The following is a 15,775-nucleotide window of genomic DNA, read 5'->3' as shown; positions in this document are numbered from 1 at the left end:
TGGGAGTGGTCGCTCCTGCCTCGCTTAGCTGTCGCCGTGCATGGGGTGGGGTGTGTTCAAGGGAGCGTTCAAGAAGCGCCTGGGCTGGGCTTTTTCTGGATTAGTAGGGCAAAACAAATCCTGTAGGGGATTAGTAGGGGAGCACGTCGAAACCGAAGACCACTGGTTGCGAAATGATGCGAGGCATAGCCTGAAAAGTTGTCAGTTTTCCCAGGATGTTGTACGCTTCGAGAAAGGCTGTTGCGCCTATGTGCAACACTGTCTAGGGAAACCAACAAACAGTTCGTAATGATGGGGTCGGGGGTTCGAGTCCCTTCACCGGCACCACGGTCTCCCCGGAGGCCCGACCAGAGAAAAGGCCACCCCGCGCGGGTGGCCTTTTTCGTTGGGAATTCCTGATCTTCAGGGCGTCGCCGGAACGCGGGGAAGGGGGTGCGGGAGACGCTCTCCGGTTAAAATTGCCCGCCAAAGGCGCCGCGGAGCGCTTCGGCGCAGGGACGGTAGGCGGCGCCCCTCGACTTGCCGCGCGGGGAGACGCAATCTGGCGCCATCTCCCGTCCCCCACCGCTAAGAGGTCAGGCCCGTGCCCGTCATCGTCTCCGGAATCATCCTTCTCCTGCTCTTCCAGCTCTGCGGCGAGGTGGTCTCGCGCATGTTCGCCCTGCCGCTGCCCGGGCCGGTGCTGGCCATGGTCGCGCTGGTCGTCGGCATGGTGCTCTCGAAACGGCTGCTCGAGCTGATCCGGCCCGTCGCGACCTTCCTGCTGCAGAACCTCTCGCTGCTCTTCGTGCCGGTCGGCGTGGGCGCGGTGGCGCGGCTTTCCGAGCTGTCGGCCCATGCGCTGGCGATCGGCGTGTCGCTGGTGGTCTCGACGCTGCTGGCGATCTGCGTCGGGGCGATCACCTTCGAATACGTGGCACGGCTCACCGGCAATGTCGACGAGGAGGACGCGGCATGACCGACCCGCTGCTGATCTGGTCCTATCTCGAGAGCGGGCCGCTGCTCTGGCTCACCGCGACGCTGGTGGCCTACTGGATCGGCGACCGCATCTTCCGCCTGTCGCGCGGCAAGCCCTGGTTCAACCCGGTGCTGCTGTCGGTGATCGCGCTCGGGGCGCTGCTGCTGGCCACGGGCACGCCCTACGAGACCTATTTCGAGGGCGCGCAGTTCGTCCACTTCATGCTCGGTCCGGCCACTGTCTCGCTGGCGCTGCCGCTGTATGCCAACCTGCGCCGGGTGCGCAAGGCGGCGCTGCCCATGGCGCTGGCGCTGGTCGCGGGCTCGGCGACGGCGGTGGTCTCGGCGCTGGGTCTGGCCTGGCTGCTGGGCGCGGACGGCGGGCTGCTGGCCTCGCTGGCGCCGAAATCGGCCACCGCGCCGGTGGCGATCGGCATCTCGGAAAAGCTTGGCGGCGATCCGGCGATGACCGCGGTGCTGGTGCTGCTGACCGGGATGATCGGGGCCATCGCCGTGACGCCGATGCTGAACGCGCTGGGGCTGCGTGACTGGCGCGGGCGGGGCTTTGCCACGGGGGTCGCGGCGCATGGGGTCGGCACGGCGCGGGCGCTGCAGGTACACCCGACCGCGGGGGCCTTCGCCGGCATCGGCATGGGGATGAACGCGGTGCTGACCGGCCTGCTGGCGCCGCTGGTGCTGCGCTGGTTCCAGTAGCGCGGGGCGGGCTGTGTCGGCGATTTTACCGTGCTACGCCCGGAGGTTGCAGGCCATTCCGTTCGGCTCCGCCGGGGCTAGAAACTGACACAAAATGAGTCCGGAAGCTGCCTCTGTTCCGCGTCATTACGCTGGGAGAGGTCGCTCCCGCTTGGTATCCTGAATCCTGCATACAAGAAGAAAACGAGAGCAGGAATTCAGGACATGACAACGGCCTTGTTCGGCACGTTCGTCGTCTCCTGGTCACAGACGCGCACAGACGGCCTGAAGGCCGCGCCAGCGTCCTCCCTGCAAGTCGGGGCCTCCTGGGCCTGGTTTGGTGACATTGTTAGGGTAGACGGGCTTTCGGGTCCGTACGGGTTTGACCAGCGAGACGGAGAGGCGGCGTGCCCCAGGCGCGCGGCCCGTTTGGTACGCGATCTGCTGGGGGCGGCGCTGGCCGCACCCTCGGCGAAGACCGGCGCGGGCAGCGCGGTCCGGCATCCCCCAGAGGACTCGAGCTTTGTGGTGAGCGACGGGCGGCAGGCCTACACGGTCACAAGGATCGAGGTGGCTGAGAGCCCGCGGCCGCTGCTGATGTTCCACGGCGCGGTGCCGCCGCGCGGCAGGGAGCTGCGCGTGGTGCAGAGCAGCCTCGGGCCGGGGCCGGGCGCGGCGATGCGGCCCGACGAGGGCGGGGTGATCTGCTTTGCCGCGGGCACGCGCATCCTCACCCCGCGCGGTGCGGTGGCGGTCGAGACGCTGCGCGAGGGCGACCTCGTGCAGACCAAGGACGATGGCGCGCAGCCGGTGCACTGGGTCGGCAGCCGGCGGATGAGCGGCGCGCGGCTGCACGTGCTGCCCGAGCTGCGGCCGGTGCGGATCCGCGCCGGGGCCTTCGGCATCGAGCGGCCGGATGACGAGTTCCTCGTCTCGCCCGAGCACCGGATGCTGATCCGCGGCGACGTGGCGCGGGCGCTGTTCGGCACCGACGAGGTGCTGGTGGCGGCCAAGCAGCTGGTGAACGGCTCGACCATCTGCCGCGACCTGCGGGTGCGCGAGGTGACCTACGTGCACCTCTTGCTGCCGCGCCACGGCATCGTCTTTGCCAATGGCGTCGAGACCGAGAGCTTCCACCCGGCGAACACCGCGCTGTCGAGCCTCTCGGAGGGCGACCGCACCCGGCTTCTGGCGCTGCTGCCCGGCATCGACCTGCGGCCCATGGGCTACGGCGGCCATGCCCGGCGCAACCTCACCGCGCGCGAGGCGGCGGTCTACATGCAGCAGGCGGCCTGAGCCGCGCCCCGGACGGCGGATGGCGGTTTCCCCGCCGGAGCGCGGCGGCTAAGCAGGGAAGACCCCGGCGCCAAGGAGCGATGCCACATGACCCTCACGCGGCGCCCCGCCGAGCCGTCCGACGCAGAGCCGCTGGCGGAGATCCGCGCCGAGGCGATGCGCCCGAGCCTCGAGGCGCTCGGGCGCTACGACCCGGAGCGGGTGCGGCGGCGGTTCCTTGACGGGTTCGTTCCCGAAGACACCACGGTACTGATGCACGGGGAGCGGATCGCGGGTTTCCTCGTGCTGCGCGAAAGGCCGGAGGAGCTTTACCTCGATCACCTCTACCTCGGGGCGGGAAGCCGGGGCCGGGGGCTCGGGCGGGCGGTGGTGGCGGAGGTCCAGCAACAGGCGCGGGCGGCGGGCCTGCCGATCCGGCTCATGGCGCTGAAGGGCAGCCCGGCCAATGCCTTCTACCGCGCCTGCGGCTTCGAGCCGGTCGGCGAGGACACGTTCGACATCCTCTATCGCTGGCAGCCCTGAGCGTGCCTACTCGAGGATCTCGTCCGGGGTGACGCCCCAGACCGCGGTCTTCGGCGCCCAGCCCTCGTAGCCGCCGGCGGACAGTTCGCACCAGTCCTTCTCGCAATGCTCGAGATGGGCGACCACGCCGAGCGCCAGCTTGGCCTCGACCGGGGTTCCGGGATCGGGGCGCAGGTGCAGCTCGAGCATGTCCTGCTCGACCAGCACGGTGCGCACGCCCGACAGCAGCGCGTAGTGGATCCAGCCGCCCGCGCCGTCCTTGTCGCGCACGCGGCGCCAGTGCCCGTATTCGGCGGTGATCTCCAGCGGCATGTCGCGCCGCGTGAAGACCCAGTCGATGCGGTGGGTGAGCGAGGGGCCGCGCCGGGCGTTGCCCTCGTTGGTCTTGAGCGAAACGTAGCGGGGGAGCGGCAGGTTGGTGACCGGCCCGCGCTCTTCGGCCGCCTGTGCGGCCGCGCCGCAGAGCAGGGCGGCAAGCAGCCCCGCCAACACAGAAGTCCTGACCATCGTGTCTGTCCTGCTCGAGATTTTACGCCGGGGTTCTTGTGCCCCGTGCATGCTTGCGACAGTGTGCCAAAGCGGAGAGCGTAAGGAAAGGGAGGCCCTGACCGGAATGCCGCAGAAACGCCTGACTGTTGTCGTCACGCGACGTTTGCCGGAGGTGGTGGAAACCCGCCTGAGCGAGCTTTTCAACGTCAAACTGCGCACCGAGGACGTCGCGATGACTCGCGCGGAATTGACCGCCGCAATGGCCGAGGCCGACGTGCTCGTGCCCACGTTGACCGACCAGATCGACGCCGGGCTGATCGCGCAGGCGGGTGCGCGACTCAAGCTGATCGCCAATTACGGCGCCGGGGTGGACCATATCGACGTGGAAACCGCCCGCGCGCGGGGCATCATGGTGTCGAACACGCCCGGGGTGATGACCGACGATACCGCCGACATGGTGATGGGGCTGATGCTGGCGGTGATGCGCCGCATGCAGGAGGGGCTCGCCACCATGCAGGAGGGCAACTGGGCCGGCTGGGCGCCGACCGCCTTCCTCGGCACGCGGCTCGGCGGAAAACGGCTCGGCATCCTCGGCATGGGCCGGATCGGCCAGGCGGTGGCGCGGCGCGCCTCGGCCTTCGGGATGCAGATCCACTACCACAACCGCCGCCGCCTGCGCGAGGAGACCGAGGAGGCGCTCGAGGCGACCTACTGGGAGAGCCTCGACCAGATGGTGGCGCGGATGGACGTGGTCTCGGTCAACTGCCCGCACACGCCCTCGACCTTCCACCTGCTGAACGCGCGTCGGCTAAGGCTGATGAAGCCCTCGGCGGTGCTGATCAACACCTCGCGCGGCGAGGTGATCGACGAATCGGCGCTGACCCGGATGCTGAAGTCCGGCGAGCTGGGCGGGGCCGGGCTCGACGTCTACCAGCACAAGATCAGGGGCAACCCCGAGCTGGTGAACATGCCGAACGTGGCGATGCTGCCGCACATGGGCTCCGCCACGCTGGAAGGGCGCATCGAGATGGGCGAGAAGGTGATCATCAACGTCAAGACCTTCGCCGACGGGCACCGCCCGCCGGACCAGGTCGTGCCGTCGATGCTCTGAAATTCCAGGACCTCCAGAAAACCAGACGGAAATGACATGCGGATACTGATGTTCGGCGCGACGGGACAGGTGGCGCGCGAGATACAGCGCCGGAGCCCGGTGGTGGCGCTCGGCCGGGACGAGGTCGATCTGACCGACGCCGGCGATTGCGCCGAGGCGGTGCGGGCCGAAGCGCCCGACGTGGTCATCAACGCCGCGGCCTTCACCGCGGTGGACGCGGCCGAAAGCGACGAGGTCACCGCCGCGCAGGTGAACGGCGAGGCGCCCGGCGCCATGGCGCGGGCCTGCGCCGACCTCGGCATTCCCTTCATCCACATCTCGACCGATTACGTCTTCGACGGCGCGGGCGATCAGCCCTTTGCCCCCGATGCGCCCACCGCGCCGCTCGGCGCCTATGGCCGCACCAAGCTGGCAGGCGAGGAGGCGGTGCGCGCCGCCGGCTGCACCCACGCGATCATCCGCACCAGCTGGGTCGTCTCGGCGCATGGCAAGAACTTCGTGAAGACCATGCTGAAGCTCGGCTCCGAGCGCGAGACGCTGAACGTCGTCGCCGACCAGGTGGGCGGGCCGACCCCGGCTGCCGACATCGCCGAGCTCTGCCTCGCGGCGGCGCAGCAGCTGGTCGACGCGCCCGAGAAGTCGGGCACCTATCACCTGTCGGGCGGGCCGGATGTCAGCTGGGCCGATTTCGCCCGCGAGATCTTTGCCCAGGCGGGTCTGCCTTGCCAGGTGGTGGACATCCCCGCCTCGGCCTACCCGACCCCGGCGCGGCGCCCGGCCAATTCGCGGCTGGACAACAGCGCGACCGAGGCGGCCTTCGGCCTGCCGCGCCCGGACTGGCGCAAGGGCCTTGCGGATATCCTCAGGGAACTGGAGTCCAGGCGCGACTGAGCGCCTGGGATCCCGCGAGTTCATGTAAAAACCGGGGGAATCTCCGCTATTCGGCCATGATCCGGCTCCGCTTCCGCCCCCTCTCCGCGCGATTGTGGCGGCATCGCAAGGGTTGCGGAAGCAGAGACTCCCATGGAACGGATACCGGAATACGGCCTGTCCTCGTGGCAGGTGCGGAGCGTGGGCAACGGCGTCCACCTCCCGGACATGGCACAGGCGCTCGCGCTGGTTGACGCCGGCATCGGTGCCGGTGTCTTCGGCTATGACTTGGCCGAGCCGCGCGACGCGGCCCGGTTCGAAACGCTCGACGATGCGCGGCTCGAGTCGCTCTACGCCGAGGACATGCTCTCGCAGGAACAGGCGTCGCTGGCGCAGGGGCGCAAGTCCAAGCTTGCCCTGCTGCGCGGCGAGTCCGACGGCAGCGTGCGCGGGCTGCGCAACGCGGTCATCAGCCTCGGGCACTGGCACGACATGGACCACGCCCCCGGCGGAACCGTCGCGGCGCCCGACACCGGCGGCTATGCCGAGAGCTGGCGCATCGGCTGGGCCGAGCTCCTGCCGGAGATCATGCAACTCTCGGTCGACGGGCCGCTCGAGGCGATGGGCCACGTGCCGCTGCGCCAGCCGATCCCGGACCCGTTCCACGGCGGCCTGTCGGCGGTGGCGACCGACGTGACCGGGCCCGACCTCACGGAGGAGGGCCGCGCCTTCCTCGCCCGGATGCTGGCCGGCGAGGAAGAGGACGCGGCCGACAGCTTCGTCTTCGGCGCGCCGGACGACTGGCACGCGGCAGAGCAGGCGCAGGGCGGCGCCTACGCCCCGGACGGGCATCATGCCCAGGAAGAGCTTCTCTTCGTCGAAAGCCAGTATGCCGCGCTGCACGGCGCGCTATTCGACGGTGACGCCGCCTGGGACGGGCAGGACGGCATGGCCGGGGACGCGGGGCTGGCGGAGGAGGGCTTCTCGCACTCTCATCGCCCCGGCACCCACGATCACGAGGGGCACGGCGCCTTCGGCGATGGGCTCTTCGCCTGAGCCGCACCGCTGCCGCGCCCGGCGCAAGAAAAAGCCCGCTCCGGTGGGAGCGGGCCTCGATCCGTCACGCCGGGGGCGCGGGCCGGGTCAGCCCACGTCCTTGTAGCTGATTTCCTTCTGGTCGGTTCCGGTCTTGCTGCGGCGCACGTGCAGGCGGTTGAGCGCGTTCACGTAGGCCTTGGCCGAGGCATAGACCGTGTCGGTGTCCGCCGACTGGCCGGTGGCGATCTTGCCGTCCTCTTCGAGGCGCACGGACACGGTGGCCTGGGCGTCGGTGCCCTCGGTCACGGCGTTCACCTGGTAGAGCTGCAGCCGGGCCGCGTTCGGATAGAGCGCGCGCACCGCCTTGAAGGTGGCGTCGACCGGGCCATCGCCTTCCATCACGCAGGATTTCTCCTCGCCGCCGACTTCCATCTCGAGCGTCGCCTCGGCGGGCCCGCCGGTGCCGCAGATGACCTTCAGCGAGACGATCTCGAGGTGATCCGCGCCATCGGTCATCGCCGCCGTCACCAGCGCGAGGATGTCCTCGTCAAAGACCTCCTTCTTGCGGTCGGCAAGGTCCTTGAACCGCACGAAGATGTCCTTGAGCTGGTTGTCCCCCACCTCGACGCCGAGATCCTTGAGCTTGGCGCGCAGCGCGGCGCGGCCCGAGTGCTTGCCGAGCGGCAGTGAGGTGCCGGCAAGGCCCACGTCCTCGGGGCGCATGATCTCGAACGTCTCCTTGTTCTTGAGCATGCCGTCCTGGTGGATGCCGGACTCGTGGGCAAAGGCGTTCTTGCCGACGATCGCCTTGTTGAACTGCACCGGGAAGCCCGACACCGTCGCGACGCGGCGCGAGATGTGCATGATCTTGCGGGTGTCGATCCTGGTCTCATACGGCATGATGTCGCCGCGCACCTTGAGCGCCATCACCACCTCTTCGAGCGCGGTGTTGCCCGCCCGCTCGCCGAGGCCGTTGATCGTGCACTCGATCTGCCGCGCACCGGCCTCGACGGCCGCGAGGCTGTTCGCCGTCGCCATGCCGAGGTCGTTGTGGCAGTGGGTCGCGAAGATGATGTTGTCCGCCCCCGGCACGCGCTCGAGCAGCATGCGGATCAGGTCCGCCGATTCGCGCGGCGCGGTGTAGCCGACGGTATCGGGGATGTTGATCGTGGTGGCGCCGGCCTTGATGGCGATCTCGACCACGCGGCAGAGATAGTCATGCTCGGTCCGGGTCGCGTCCATCGGCGACCACTGCACGTTGTCGCAGAGGTTGCGCGCGTGGGTCACCGTCTGGTGGATGCGGTCGGCCATCTCGTCCTTGGTGAGGTTCGGGATGGCGCGGTGCAGCGGCGAGGTGCCGATGAAGGTGTGGATGCGCGGGCGGGCGGCGTGTTTCACCGCCTCCCAGCAGCGGTCGATGTCGGGGATCTGGGCGCGGGCAAGGCCGCAGATCACCGCGTTGCGGCTGCGCTCGGCGATCTCCGAGACGGCGCGGAAGTCGCCCTCGGAGGCGATCGGGAAGCCCGCCTCGATGATGTCGACACCCATCTCGTCGAGCAGCTCGGCGATCTCGAGCTTCTCGTCATGGGTCATGGTCGCGCCGGGCGACTGTTCGCCGTCACGGAGGGTCGTGTCGAAGATGTACACGCGGTCTTTGGCTTGGTCGGTCATTTTTCGGCTCTCTTGAGTCGTCGTCCTGGAAAGGGTTCGCCGGCGCGAAACGGTCCTCCTCTGAGCGGTCGCGCCGAGATGCGCGCTCAGAGGCGGATTAGGACTAGACGCAGGCCAAGCGCAACCGGCGCGCGGAACGCACGTGCAGCAGCGGGGATATGGCCAAGGGTCATCATGGCCGCGACTATACGCGCGGCGAAAGAAATGAAAACCGCAAAAGCCGCCCGGCTGGCGGAAAGTTTCGCCGCGGCGCAGCGAGGCGATGCGCGGCGCTTGAGTGGCCGCGCCGGGTGCCCATATGTTTCATGTGAAGGGTTTGGTTCAGGGGAGTTTCATGGTCTGGCGATTCCTGAGGGCGGCGGTTCTCGCCGCCGGCTGGCCCTTGGCGGCCCTGGCGCAGACGGGCGGGACCCCCTCGCGCGAGGTCTATGTCTTCGGCAACTCGCTGGTGCATTTCCTCGGGCAGGAGGACCACAGCAACACCCCCTACTGGATGGCGCGGCTGGCCGAGGCGGCGGGCGCGCGGCTTGCACTCGACGGGCAATGGGGCTTCCTGCGCGATTTCTCGGACGGGCTGCCGCCGGATCCCAACTGGACCATCCCCGGCGTGGCGAACAACTGGGACCAGGGGCGCGGCAGCTTCGGCGACGCCGGCTACGACGCGGTGGTGATCACCCCCGCCAACTTCCTGCAGTACCAGGCCCCGGATGCGCCCTATCCCGGCAACAACCCCTCGGGTACCAGCCCGATGGACGCGATCCTGACCGTCGCGGACTGGGTCGAGGGCCACGCGCCCGGCACGCCGCTCTGGGTCTACGAGGGCTGGCCCGACATGGCGGGAGTTGCCGGGGAGTTTCCACCCTCGGCGCGCGGCATGCGGCGCTACCACGACTACACGCTGGGCGCCTACGGGGTCTGGTACGACGACCTGCTGCGCAAGCTGCGCGAGGCCCGGCCCGGGCGCCCGGTGCAGGTGATTCCCGTGGCGCGGGTGCTGTCGGAGCTGCTGGACGAGGGCGGCCTGCTGCAGGACGTGCCGGCGCTTGCGCTCTACGTCGACGACGCGCCGCACGGCACGCCCTCGCTCTACTTCCTTGCCGCCATGGTCTCCTACAGCGCGCTCTACGCCGCGCCGCCGCCCAAGGGCTTCGCGCCACCGCCCGAGATCGACACCGCCATCGCCGAGGCCTATCCGCAGATCGCGGACCACGTCTGGCAGGTGGTGTCCGCTCTCCTGCCCGAGAAGGCCGCCGCTGCCCCCGCCGCGCCGCCCGCGGAGCCGCAGAAGGCTGCCGAGGCAGGGCCCGCTCCCGCCGCGACCGAGCCGCTTCCGGCGCGGCCCGAGCTTGCCCTGCCGGGGCCGGGCGCGCATCCCGAGGGGGCGCCGGCGCTCGCCATGGGGCTGAGCGGGCTCTCGGACTGGTCGACGCAGCATCCCTTCGTCGACCTGATGAAATCCTCGCGCGTCTGGGTCGGCCACCTGCCGGGCCAGTGGGGCGGGGTCGAGATCGACGCGCTGCGGGCGCAGGGCGTGCTCGACGACGACGGCTGGCCGCTGCGAATCCCCGAGGGGGTCGAGCGGCTCGAGGCGCTGCTGCTCACCGACCAGCCCGAGGCGGCGCGGCACCTGCGCGGCACCTACGTGGTGCTGTGGCAGGGCAAGGGCGAGCTCGAGCTCACCGGCCGCGCCAGCCGGGTGCGGATGGAGGAGGGGCGGGCGCTCTTCGACTACGCCCCGGGCGAGGGCTCGGTCGGCATCTCGATCTCGGCCACCGACCCCGCCGACCCGATCCGCGACATCCACGTGGTGCGCGAGGACCAGATGCCGCTCTACGAGGCCGGGGCGCTGTTCAACCCCGACTGGCTGGCGCGCATCCACGACCTGCGGGCGCTGCGCTTCATGGACTGGATGATGACCAACGGCTCGCCGGTGCAGGGCTGGGACGACCGGCCGCGGATGAGCGATGCCACCTGGACCGCCTGGGGCGTGCCGCCCGAGGTGATGATCGCGCTTGCCAACGAGGTCGGCGCCGATCCCTGGTTCACCCTGCCGCACATGGCCGACGACGATTATGTCCGCCGCTTCGCCGAGCTGGTGAAGGCGCGTCTCGATCCCCGGCTCAAGGCCTATGTCGAGTATTCCAACGAGGTCTGGAACCACATCTTCCCGCAGGCCGGCTGGGCCGCGCAGCAGGCCGAGGCGCGCTGGGGCCATTCCGAATCGGGCTGGATCCAGTTCTACGGGCTGCGCGCCGCGCAGGTGATGGACATCTGGTCCGACGTCTACGGCGACGAGGCGGCGGACCGGCTCGTGCGGGTGATCTCCACCCACACCGGCTGGCCGGGGCTCGAGGAGCAGATCCTCACCGCGCCGCTCGCCTATCTCGCGCTCGACCGCCCGCCGCAGGAGAGTTTCGACGCCTATGCCGTGGCCGGATACTTCGGCTACGAGCTCGGCGGCGAGGAGATGGCGGCGCAGATGGACGACTGGCTCTCGCGCGCCGAGATGCAGGCGCAGGAAGACGGCGAGGCGCAGGGGCTGCGCCGCGTCGCCCTGCGCGAATACGTGCGCCAGCATCGCTTCGACGCGGCGATCCTGCCGGTGGCGCTGGCGCTGCAGGAGGGATCGCTGGCGGAACTGACGGGCGAGATCCTGCCCTATCACGCCGGGGTGGCCGAGGCGGCCGGGCTGCGGCTGGTGATGTACGAGGGCGGCACCCACGTGGCGGCGCAGGCCGAGCGCCTGCAGGATGCGCGGCTCACCGGGTTCTTCGAGACCTTCAACTACACGCCCGAGATGGCCAAGCTCTACGAGCAGCTGCTGACCGGCTGGATCGCCGCCGGGGGCACGCTGTTCAACGCCTTCGTCGATGTCGCGCAGGCCTCGCAATGGGGCAGCTGGGGCGCGCTGCGCCACCTCGACGACGCCAACCCGCGCTGGGACATGCTGATGAGCTACAACGCCTCGGCCCCGACCGGCTGGGAGACGCGCGAGGCGGGCACCTTCGACGACGGGCTGCTGCTGCGCGCCGCGCCGGAGGGCGGGCGGCTCGAGGGCACGGCGCGTCCCGACATCCTGCTCGGCGGGGCGGGGGACGACGTGCTGGTCGGGGGCGGCGGCGACGATCACCTGCACGGCGGCCCCGGGCAGGACCGGGCGCTGCTGCCGGGATCGCGGCAGGGCTACAGCTTCACCCGCGACGCCTCGGGGCGGCTCATCGCCGACGGGCCGGCGGGGCGGGTGACGCTCTTCTCGGTCGAACTTCTGGGCTTCGAGGACGCGCCGGGCGAGGAAGTCCCCGCCGCCGGGCTCTGAGCCGCAAATCCCTTCGAAGGGATTTGCAACGGCCTTCCAAGGCCGTTGGCCCTATCCCTGCCGCGCGCGGAGGATCTCCTCGACCAGCGTCTCGGCGCCGAGGCTGGCGCGGAAGCCTTCCTCGACGCGGGCCCGGCCCGCCTCGCCGAAGCGCCGGGCGCTCTCGGGGTTCTGCGCCAGCTCGCGGATCGCCCGGGCCAGCGCGGTCGGATCCTTCGGCGCCACCAGCTTGCCGCTATGGCCGTCGTCGATCAGCTCGCGCACGCCGCCCGCGTCGGTGCCAATCGTCGGCACGCCGCAGGCCATCGCCTCCATGTAGGCGACGCCGAGCGGCTCGTGCCACGAGGCCAGCACGAAGGCATGGGCCGAGAGCAGCTTGTCGCGCACCGCCCCGGCGTCGATCGCCCCGAGCAGCTTCACGTGGTCCTGCAGCCGCAGCTTGCGCAGGTGCGCCGCGAGCTCCTTGCGGTAGCCCGAGCCGCCCGCGTCATCCTCGCCGGCGATCTCGAGCCGCACGTCCACGCCCTGGTCGAGCAGCTGGCGCATGGCCGACATCAGGTCCTGGTGGCCCTTCACCACGTTCAGCCGCCCGCAGGAGAACAGCCGCACCGGTCGGCCCTTCTCGGGCGGGACATAGGGCAGGTCGCGGCGCAGCACGTCGGTATCGACCCCCATCGGCCGGATCACCAGCCGCGGCGGCAGGTGCCCGGCGAGCGCCGCGTGCAGCTCCTCGGTCAGCCTGCGGGTGATCACCGTGGCAAAGGCGGCGCCGCGCCATTTCACCCGCTGGCCGGGGCCGTAGTCCGAAAGCGGCCCGTGCAGCGTCAGCGAGTAGGGCACGCCGCCGAGCCGGTGCGCGAGGTTCGCCACCAGCGCGGCGCGGCCGCAGCTGTGCACGTGCACGTGGTCGAGGCGGTGCGCGGCGGCATAGTCGCGCAGCGCCGCGGCGGCCGAGAGCGTCAGCGCCACGTCCCTGGCAAAGCGCGGCCCTTCGCGCAGCAGGTCGAGCAGCAGGCCGCGCGGCAGCAGCAGCGCCGCGGCCCCGGCGGCGCTCAGCGGCCGGACCTCGCCGAGGTAGGTGGTGCGGGCGATGGCCTCCTTGGACCAGCTGTGCGCGATCAGCCCCAGCGGCGGCACGCGGGTCGACAGCAGGTGCACCTCGTGGCCCATCCGTTCGAGCGCCTGCACCTCCCGCCAGAAGAAGATGTGCGTCTGCCCCGGGAACTGGGGCACGAGATACCCGATGCGAAGTTTCTGAGGCAATCGACCCCCCACATGCTCCGGGCGGACCTTGCGGCACTTCCGCCCGGCAAATACACAACACATTGCCTGTCATCATTCTTTGGCCACAGTTTGCTGGCAAAGCCACCCTGTGCTGGTGCAAGAGTTCTGCAGGTGTGTCGTCCTTGGTACGGGTCATGGCGTCTGACGAGTTTCGGTTCTCCGGCGATCCCGCCGTTTCGGTGATCCTGCCGGCCAGCAATGAAAGCGCGCTGATCGGCGCGTGCCTGAAGGCGCTTCTGGCCTCGGACTGGCCCGGCGAAGCGCCGCCCCCCGAGGTGATCGTCGTCGCCAACGGCTGCCGTGACGACACTGCGGACCGCGCGCGGGCCGTCGCGGATGACTTCGCGTCACGCGGCTGGGGCCTGCGGGTGATCGAGCGCGCCGAGGGCGGCAAGCTCGCCGCGCTCAACGCCGGCGACGCCGCGGCGCGATCCGGCAACCGCATCTACCTCGACGCCGACGTCACGGTGAGCAGGGGGCTGCTCGCGCAGCTCCACGCCGCGCTGTCGCGCCCCGGGGCGCGCTATGCCAGCGGGCGGCTGCGGATCACCGCCCATGGCTGGGCGGCGCGCGCCTATGCCCGCACCTGGCGGCAGGTGCCCTTCATGGCCCGCGGCGTGCCCGGCTGCGGCGTCTTCGCGGTCAATGCCGAGGGCCGCGCCCGCTGGCAGGACTTCCCCGACATCATCTCGGACGACACTTTCGTGCGGCTGAGCTTCACCCCCGAGGAGCGCGTCGCCGTGACCGCCCATTACGAATGGCCCATCGCCGAGGGGCTGCGCGCCCTCGTCCGCGTGCGGCGCCGGCAGGATGCCGGCGTGGCGCAGGTCGGCGCGCTCTACCCGCGGCTGCTGGGCAACGACGACAAGCTGCCGCTGTCGGCGCATGGCAAGCTGCGCATGGCGCTGCGCGACCCGCTGGGCTTCGCCGTCTACACCGGCGTCGCGCTGCTGGTGCGGCTGACCCCGCAGGCCCGCCCCGATTGGAGCCGCAGCCGGTGACCACAGCCCTTTTCCAGAGATTCTCCGGCGCCTCGCTCGGCGCGCGCGTGCTGCGCTCGTCGCTGCTCACCGTCGGGGGATTCGGCTTTGCGCAGATGCTGCGGCTGGCCAGCAACCTGCTGCTCACCCGGCTGCTCTTCCCCGAGGCCTTCGGCCTCATGGCGCTGGTCTCGGTGTTCCTGATGGGGCTCATGCAGTTCTCGGACGTGGGCGTCACCCCGGCCATCCTGCAGAGCCGCCGCGGCGACGACCGCGACTTCCTCGACACGGCCTGGACCATCCAGGTGCTGCGCGGGGCGGGGCTGTGGCTCTCGGCCTGCGCGCTGGCCTGGCCGATGTCGGCCTTCTACGACGAGCCGCAGCTGCTGCAGCTTCTGCCCGCGGCGGCGCTGTCGCTGCTCATCGTCGGCTTCCGCCCGACGCGGATGGACAGCGCCAACCGGCACCTGCTGCTCGGGCGGGTCACGCTGATCGACCTGCTCACGCAAAGCGTGGGCGTCGTCAGCGCGGTGCTGCTGGCCTGGGCGACGGGCTCGGTCTGGGCGCTGGTGGTCTCGGGGCTGGTCAGCAGCCTCTTCGAGGTGATCGCCAATTCGCTGCTGCTGCCGGGCCAGCGCAACCGCTTCCGCATGGAGGCCGAGGCGCGGCACGAGCTGGTGCATTTCGGCAAGTGGATCTTCCTGTCCACCGTCTGCGGCTTCTTCTTCAGCCAGGGCGACAAGATCCTGATCGGCAAGTACCTCAGCCTCGATGCCTTCGGGGTCTACAACATCGGCTATTTCCTCGCCTCCTTCCCGATGCTGCTGGGCGGGATGGTCACCCGCAAGGTGCTGATCCCGATCTACCGCGAGAGCCCCCCGCGCGAGAGCCGCCGGAACTTCCTGCGCCTGCGCAAGATGCGCTGCTCGGTCACCGGGCCGCTGCTGCTGCTGGTCGCCAGCTTCGCGGTCTGCGGGCACTGGTTGGTCGCGCTGATGTACGACGACCGCTACCTCGCCGCCGGGGCGGTCACGGTGATCATCGCCTGCATGCAGATGCCGCAGATCGTCGTGCAGACCTACGACCAGGCGGCGCTGGCGGCGGGCGACAGCCGCAGCTTCTTCACGCTGGCGCTGGCGCGGGCGGTGCTTATGGTGGTCTGCATCCTCGTCGGGCTCGAGAGCTACGGCCTGATCGGCGCGCTGCTCGGCTATGGCGCGGCCTTCCTGCTGGCCTACCCGGTGGTGGTCTGGCTGGCGCGGCGCATGGGCGTCTGGGACCCGCTGCACGACCTCGTCTTCGCGCTGCTCGGCGCGGCGCTGGCGGGGCTGGCGGTGATGCTCAACTGGCCGGCCATCCTGGCACTGGTCGCGCAGGGGGGGTGAGTCTCCGGCGGCCGGGAGGGGCGGCAGACAGCGCCGCCCTTTCTTGGTAACCTCGAACAAGGCGGACAGTGCAGCGCAAAGGTGCTGCTTTGTTTCCCCGGAGGGTGGGGCGGTCGGGTTTGCGCCCAATTTTCTCCGTATTCTTATTTTACGGCACGTGACA

The 15,775-nt window shown here is 70.1% G+C and carries 13 protein-coding genes; 10 read left to right on the top strand and 3 right to left on the bottom strand.

What is annotated here, in order from left to right:
- Positions 1-583: 583 nt before the first annotated feature.
- The 4 genes from PVT71_RS05145 (at position 584) to PVT71_RS05130 (ending at position 3,468) form a co-directional block, all read left to right on the top strand.
- Complete coding sequence (locus PVT71_RS05145; RefSeq protein WP_353473432.1) at positions 584-958, top strand: CidA/LrgA family protein; 375 nt, start codon at positions 584-586, stop codon at positions 956-958.
- Positions 955-1,671: an LrgB family protein gene (locus PVT71_RS05140; protein ID WP_353473431.1), complete on the top strand. Its 717-nt coding sequence runs from the start codon at positions 955-957 to the stop codon at positions 1,669-1,671. Before PVT71_RS05145 ends, PVT71_RS05140 begins: the two co-directional genes overlap by 4 nt.
- A 408-nt stretch (positions 1,672-2,079) precedes the next feature.
- Positions 2,080-2,946 (top strand): Hint domain-containing protein, encoded by an 867-nt coding sequence (locus PVT71_RS05135; RefSeq protein WP_353473430.1) that lies wholly within the window; start codon positions 2,080-2,082, stop codon positions 2,944-2,946.
- An 87-nt stretch (positions 2,947-3,033) separates the two neighbouring features.
- Positions 3,034-3,468 carry a GNAT family N-acetyltransferase gene (locus PVT71_RS05130; protein WP_353473429.1) on the top strand — a complete coding sequence of 145 codons (435 nt, stop codon included), beginning with the start codon at positions 3,034-3,036 and terminating at the stop codon, positions 3,466-3,468.
- A 6-nt stretch (positions 3,469-3,474) separates the two neighbouring features.
- On the opposite strand, the gene PVT71_RS05125 is transcribed toward PVT71_RS05130, so the two are convergent.
- The gene (locus PVT71_RS05125; protein WP_353473428.1) at positions 3,475-3,975 is read right to left on the bottom strand and encodes an SH3 domain-containing protein; all 501 of its coding nucleotides are present in this window, start codon (positions 3,973-3,975) and stop codon (positions 3,475-3,477) included.
- 106 nt (positions 3,976-4,081) lie between these two features.
- On the opposite strand from PVT71_RS05125, the gene PVT71_RS05120 reads away from it, so the two are divergent.
- The 3 genes from PVT71_RS05120 to PVT71_RS05110 all read left to right on the top strand — a co-directional run bounded on the left by PVT71_RS05120 (position 4,082) and on the right by PVT71_RS05110 (position 6,994).
- Entirely contained in the window at positions 4,082-5,068 is a 987-nt protein-coding gene (locus PVT71_RS05120) for a D-glycerate dehydrogenase (protein ID WP_353473427.1), read from the top strand.
- A 36-nt stretch (positions 5,069-5,104) separates the two neighbouring features.
- Entirely contained in the window at positions 5,105-5,959 is an 855-nt protein-coding gene (gene rfbD / locus PVT71_RS05115; protein ID WP_353473426.1) for a dTDP-4-dehydrorhamnose reductase, read from the top strand.
- A gap of 132 nt (positions 5,960-6,091) precedes the next feature.
- The gene (locus tag PVT71_RS05110) at positions 6,092-6,994 is read left to right on the top strand and encodes a hypothetical protein (RefSeq protein WP_353473425.1); all 903 of its coding nucleotides are present in this window, start codon (positions 6,092-6,094) and stop codon (positions 6,992-6,994) included.
- An 87-nt stretch (positions 6,995-7,081) separates the two neighbouring features.
- Here the strand turns inward: PVT71_RS05110 and PVT71_RS05105 are convergent, their stop codons facing one another.
- Positions 7,082-8,647 (bottom strand): 2-isopropylmalate synthase, encoded by a 1,566-nt coding sequence (locus PVT71_RS05105; RefSeq protein WP_353473424.1) that lies wholly within the window; start codon positions 8,645-8,647, stop codon positions 7,082-7,084.
- 334 nt (positions 8,648-8,981) lie between these two features.
- Here PVT71_RS05105 and PVT71_RS05100 point away from each other — a divergent pair, with 334 nt between their 5' ends.
- Positions 8,982-11,963 carry a calcium-binding protein gene (locus tag PVT71_RS05100; protein WP_353473423.1) on the top strand — a complete coding sequence of 994 codons (2,982 nt, stop codon included), beginning with the start codon at positions 8,982-8,984 and terminating at the stop codon, positions 11,961-11,963.
- 51 nt (positions 11,964-12,014) lie between these two features.
- On the opposite strand, the gene epsE is transcribed toward PVT71_RS05100, so the two are convergent.
- Positions 12,015-13,226, bottom strand: coding sequence for an exopolysaccharide biosynthesis GT4 family glycosyltransferase EpsE (gene epsE / locus PVT71_RS05095; protein WP_353473422.1), 1,212 nt, complete (start codon positions 13,224-13,226; stop codon positions 12,015-12,017).
- A gap of 155 nt (positions 13,227-13,381) precedes the next feature.
- Here epsE and PVT71_RS05090 point away from each other — a divergent pair, with 155 nt between their 5' ends.
- Together PVT71_RS05090 and PVT71_RS05085 are read left to right on the top strand one after the other, a co-directional pair.
- On the top strand, positions 13,382-14,248 hold the full coding sequence (locus PVT71_RS05090) for a glycosyltransferase (protein ID WP_353473421.1): 867 nt from the start codon (positions 13,382-13,384) through the stop codon (positions 14,246-14,248).
- Positions 14,245-15,612, top strand: a complete 1,368-nt coding sequence (locus PVT71_RS05085) for an oligosaccharide flippase family protein (protein WP_353473419.1) — start codon at positions 14,245-14,247, stop codon at positions 15,610-15,612. Before PVT71_RS05090 ends, PVT71_RS05085 begins: the two co-directional genes overlap by 4 nt.
- Positions 15,613-15,775: the final 163 nt, after the last annotated feature.

This window comes from Salipiger sp. H15, assembly GCF_040409955.1.
Classification (GTDB): Bacteria; Pseudomonadota; Alphaproteobacteria; order Rhodobacterales; family Rhodobacteraceae; genus Salipiger.
Note: the sequence above shows the minus strand (reverse complement) of the source record. Positions and strands in the feature narration are given on the sequence as shown.

Bases quoted from the DNA above. Each gene is read 5' to 3' on its own strand.
- PVT71_RS05100 (WP_353473423.1), top strand. From the start codon at position 8,982: ATGGTCTGGCGATTCCTGAGGGCGGCGGTTCTCGCCGCCGGCTGGCCC.
- PVT71_RS05090 (WP_353473421.1), top strand. From the start codon at position 13,382: ATGGCGTCTGACGAGTTTCGGTTCTCCGGCGATCCCGCCGTTTCGGTG.
- PVT71_RS05110 (WP_353473425.1), top strand. From the start codon at position 6,092: ATGGAACGGATACCGGAATACGGCCTGTCCTCGTGGCAGGTGCGGAGC.
- PVT71_RS05130 (WP_353473429.1), top strand. From the start codon at position 3,034: ATGACCCTCACGCGGCGCCCCGCCGAGCCGTCCGACGCAGAGCCGCTG.
- rfbD (WP_353473426.1), top strand. From the start codon at position 5,105: ATGCGGATACTGATGTTCGGCGCGACGGGACAGGTGGCGCGCGAGATA.
- PVT71_RS05105 (WP_353473424.1), bottom strand. From the start codon at position 8,647: ATGACCGACCAAGCCAAAGACCGCGTGTACATCTTCGACACGACCCTC.
- PVT71_RS05125 (WP_353473428.1), bottom strand. From the start codon at position 3,975: ATGGTCAGGACTTCTGTGTTGGCGGGGCTGCTTGCCGCCCTGCTCTGC.
- PVT71_RS05140 (WP_353473431.1), top strand. From the start codon at position 955: ATGACCGACCCGCTGCTGATCTGGTCCTATCTCGAGAGCGGGCCGCTG.
- PVT71_RS05120 (WP_353473427.1), top strand. From the start codon at position 4,082: ATGCCGCAGAAACGCCTGACTGTTGTCGTCACGCGACGTTTGCCGGAG.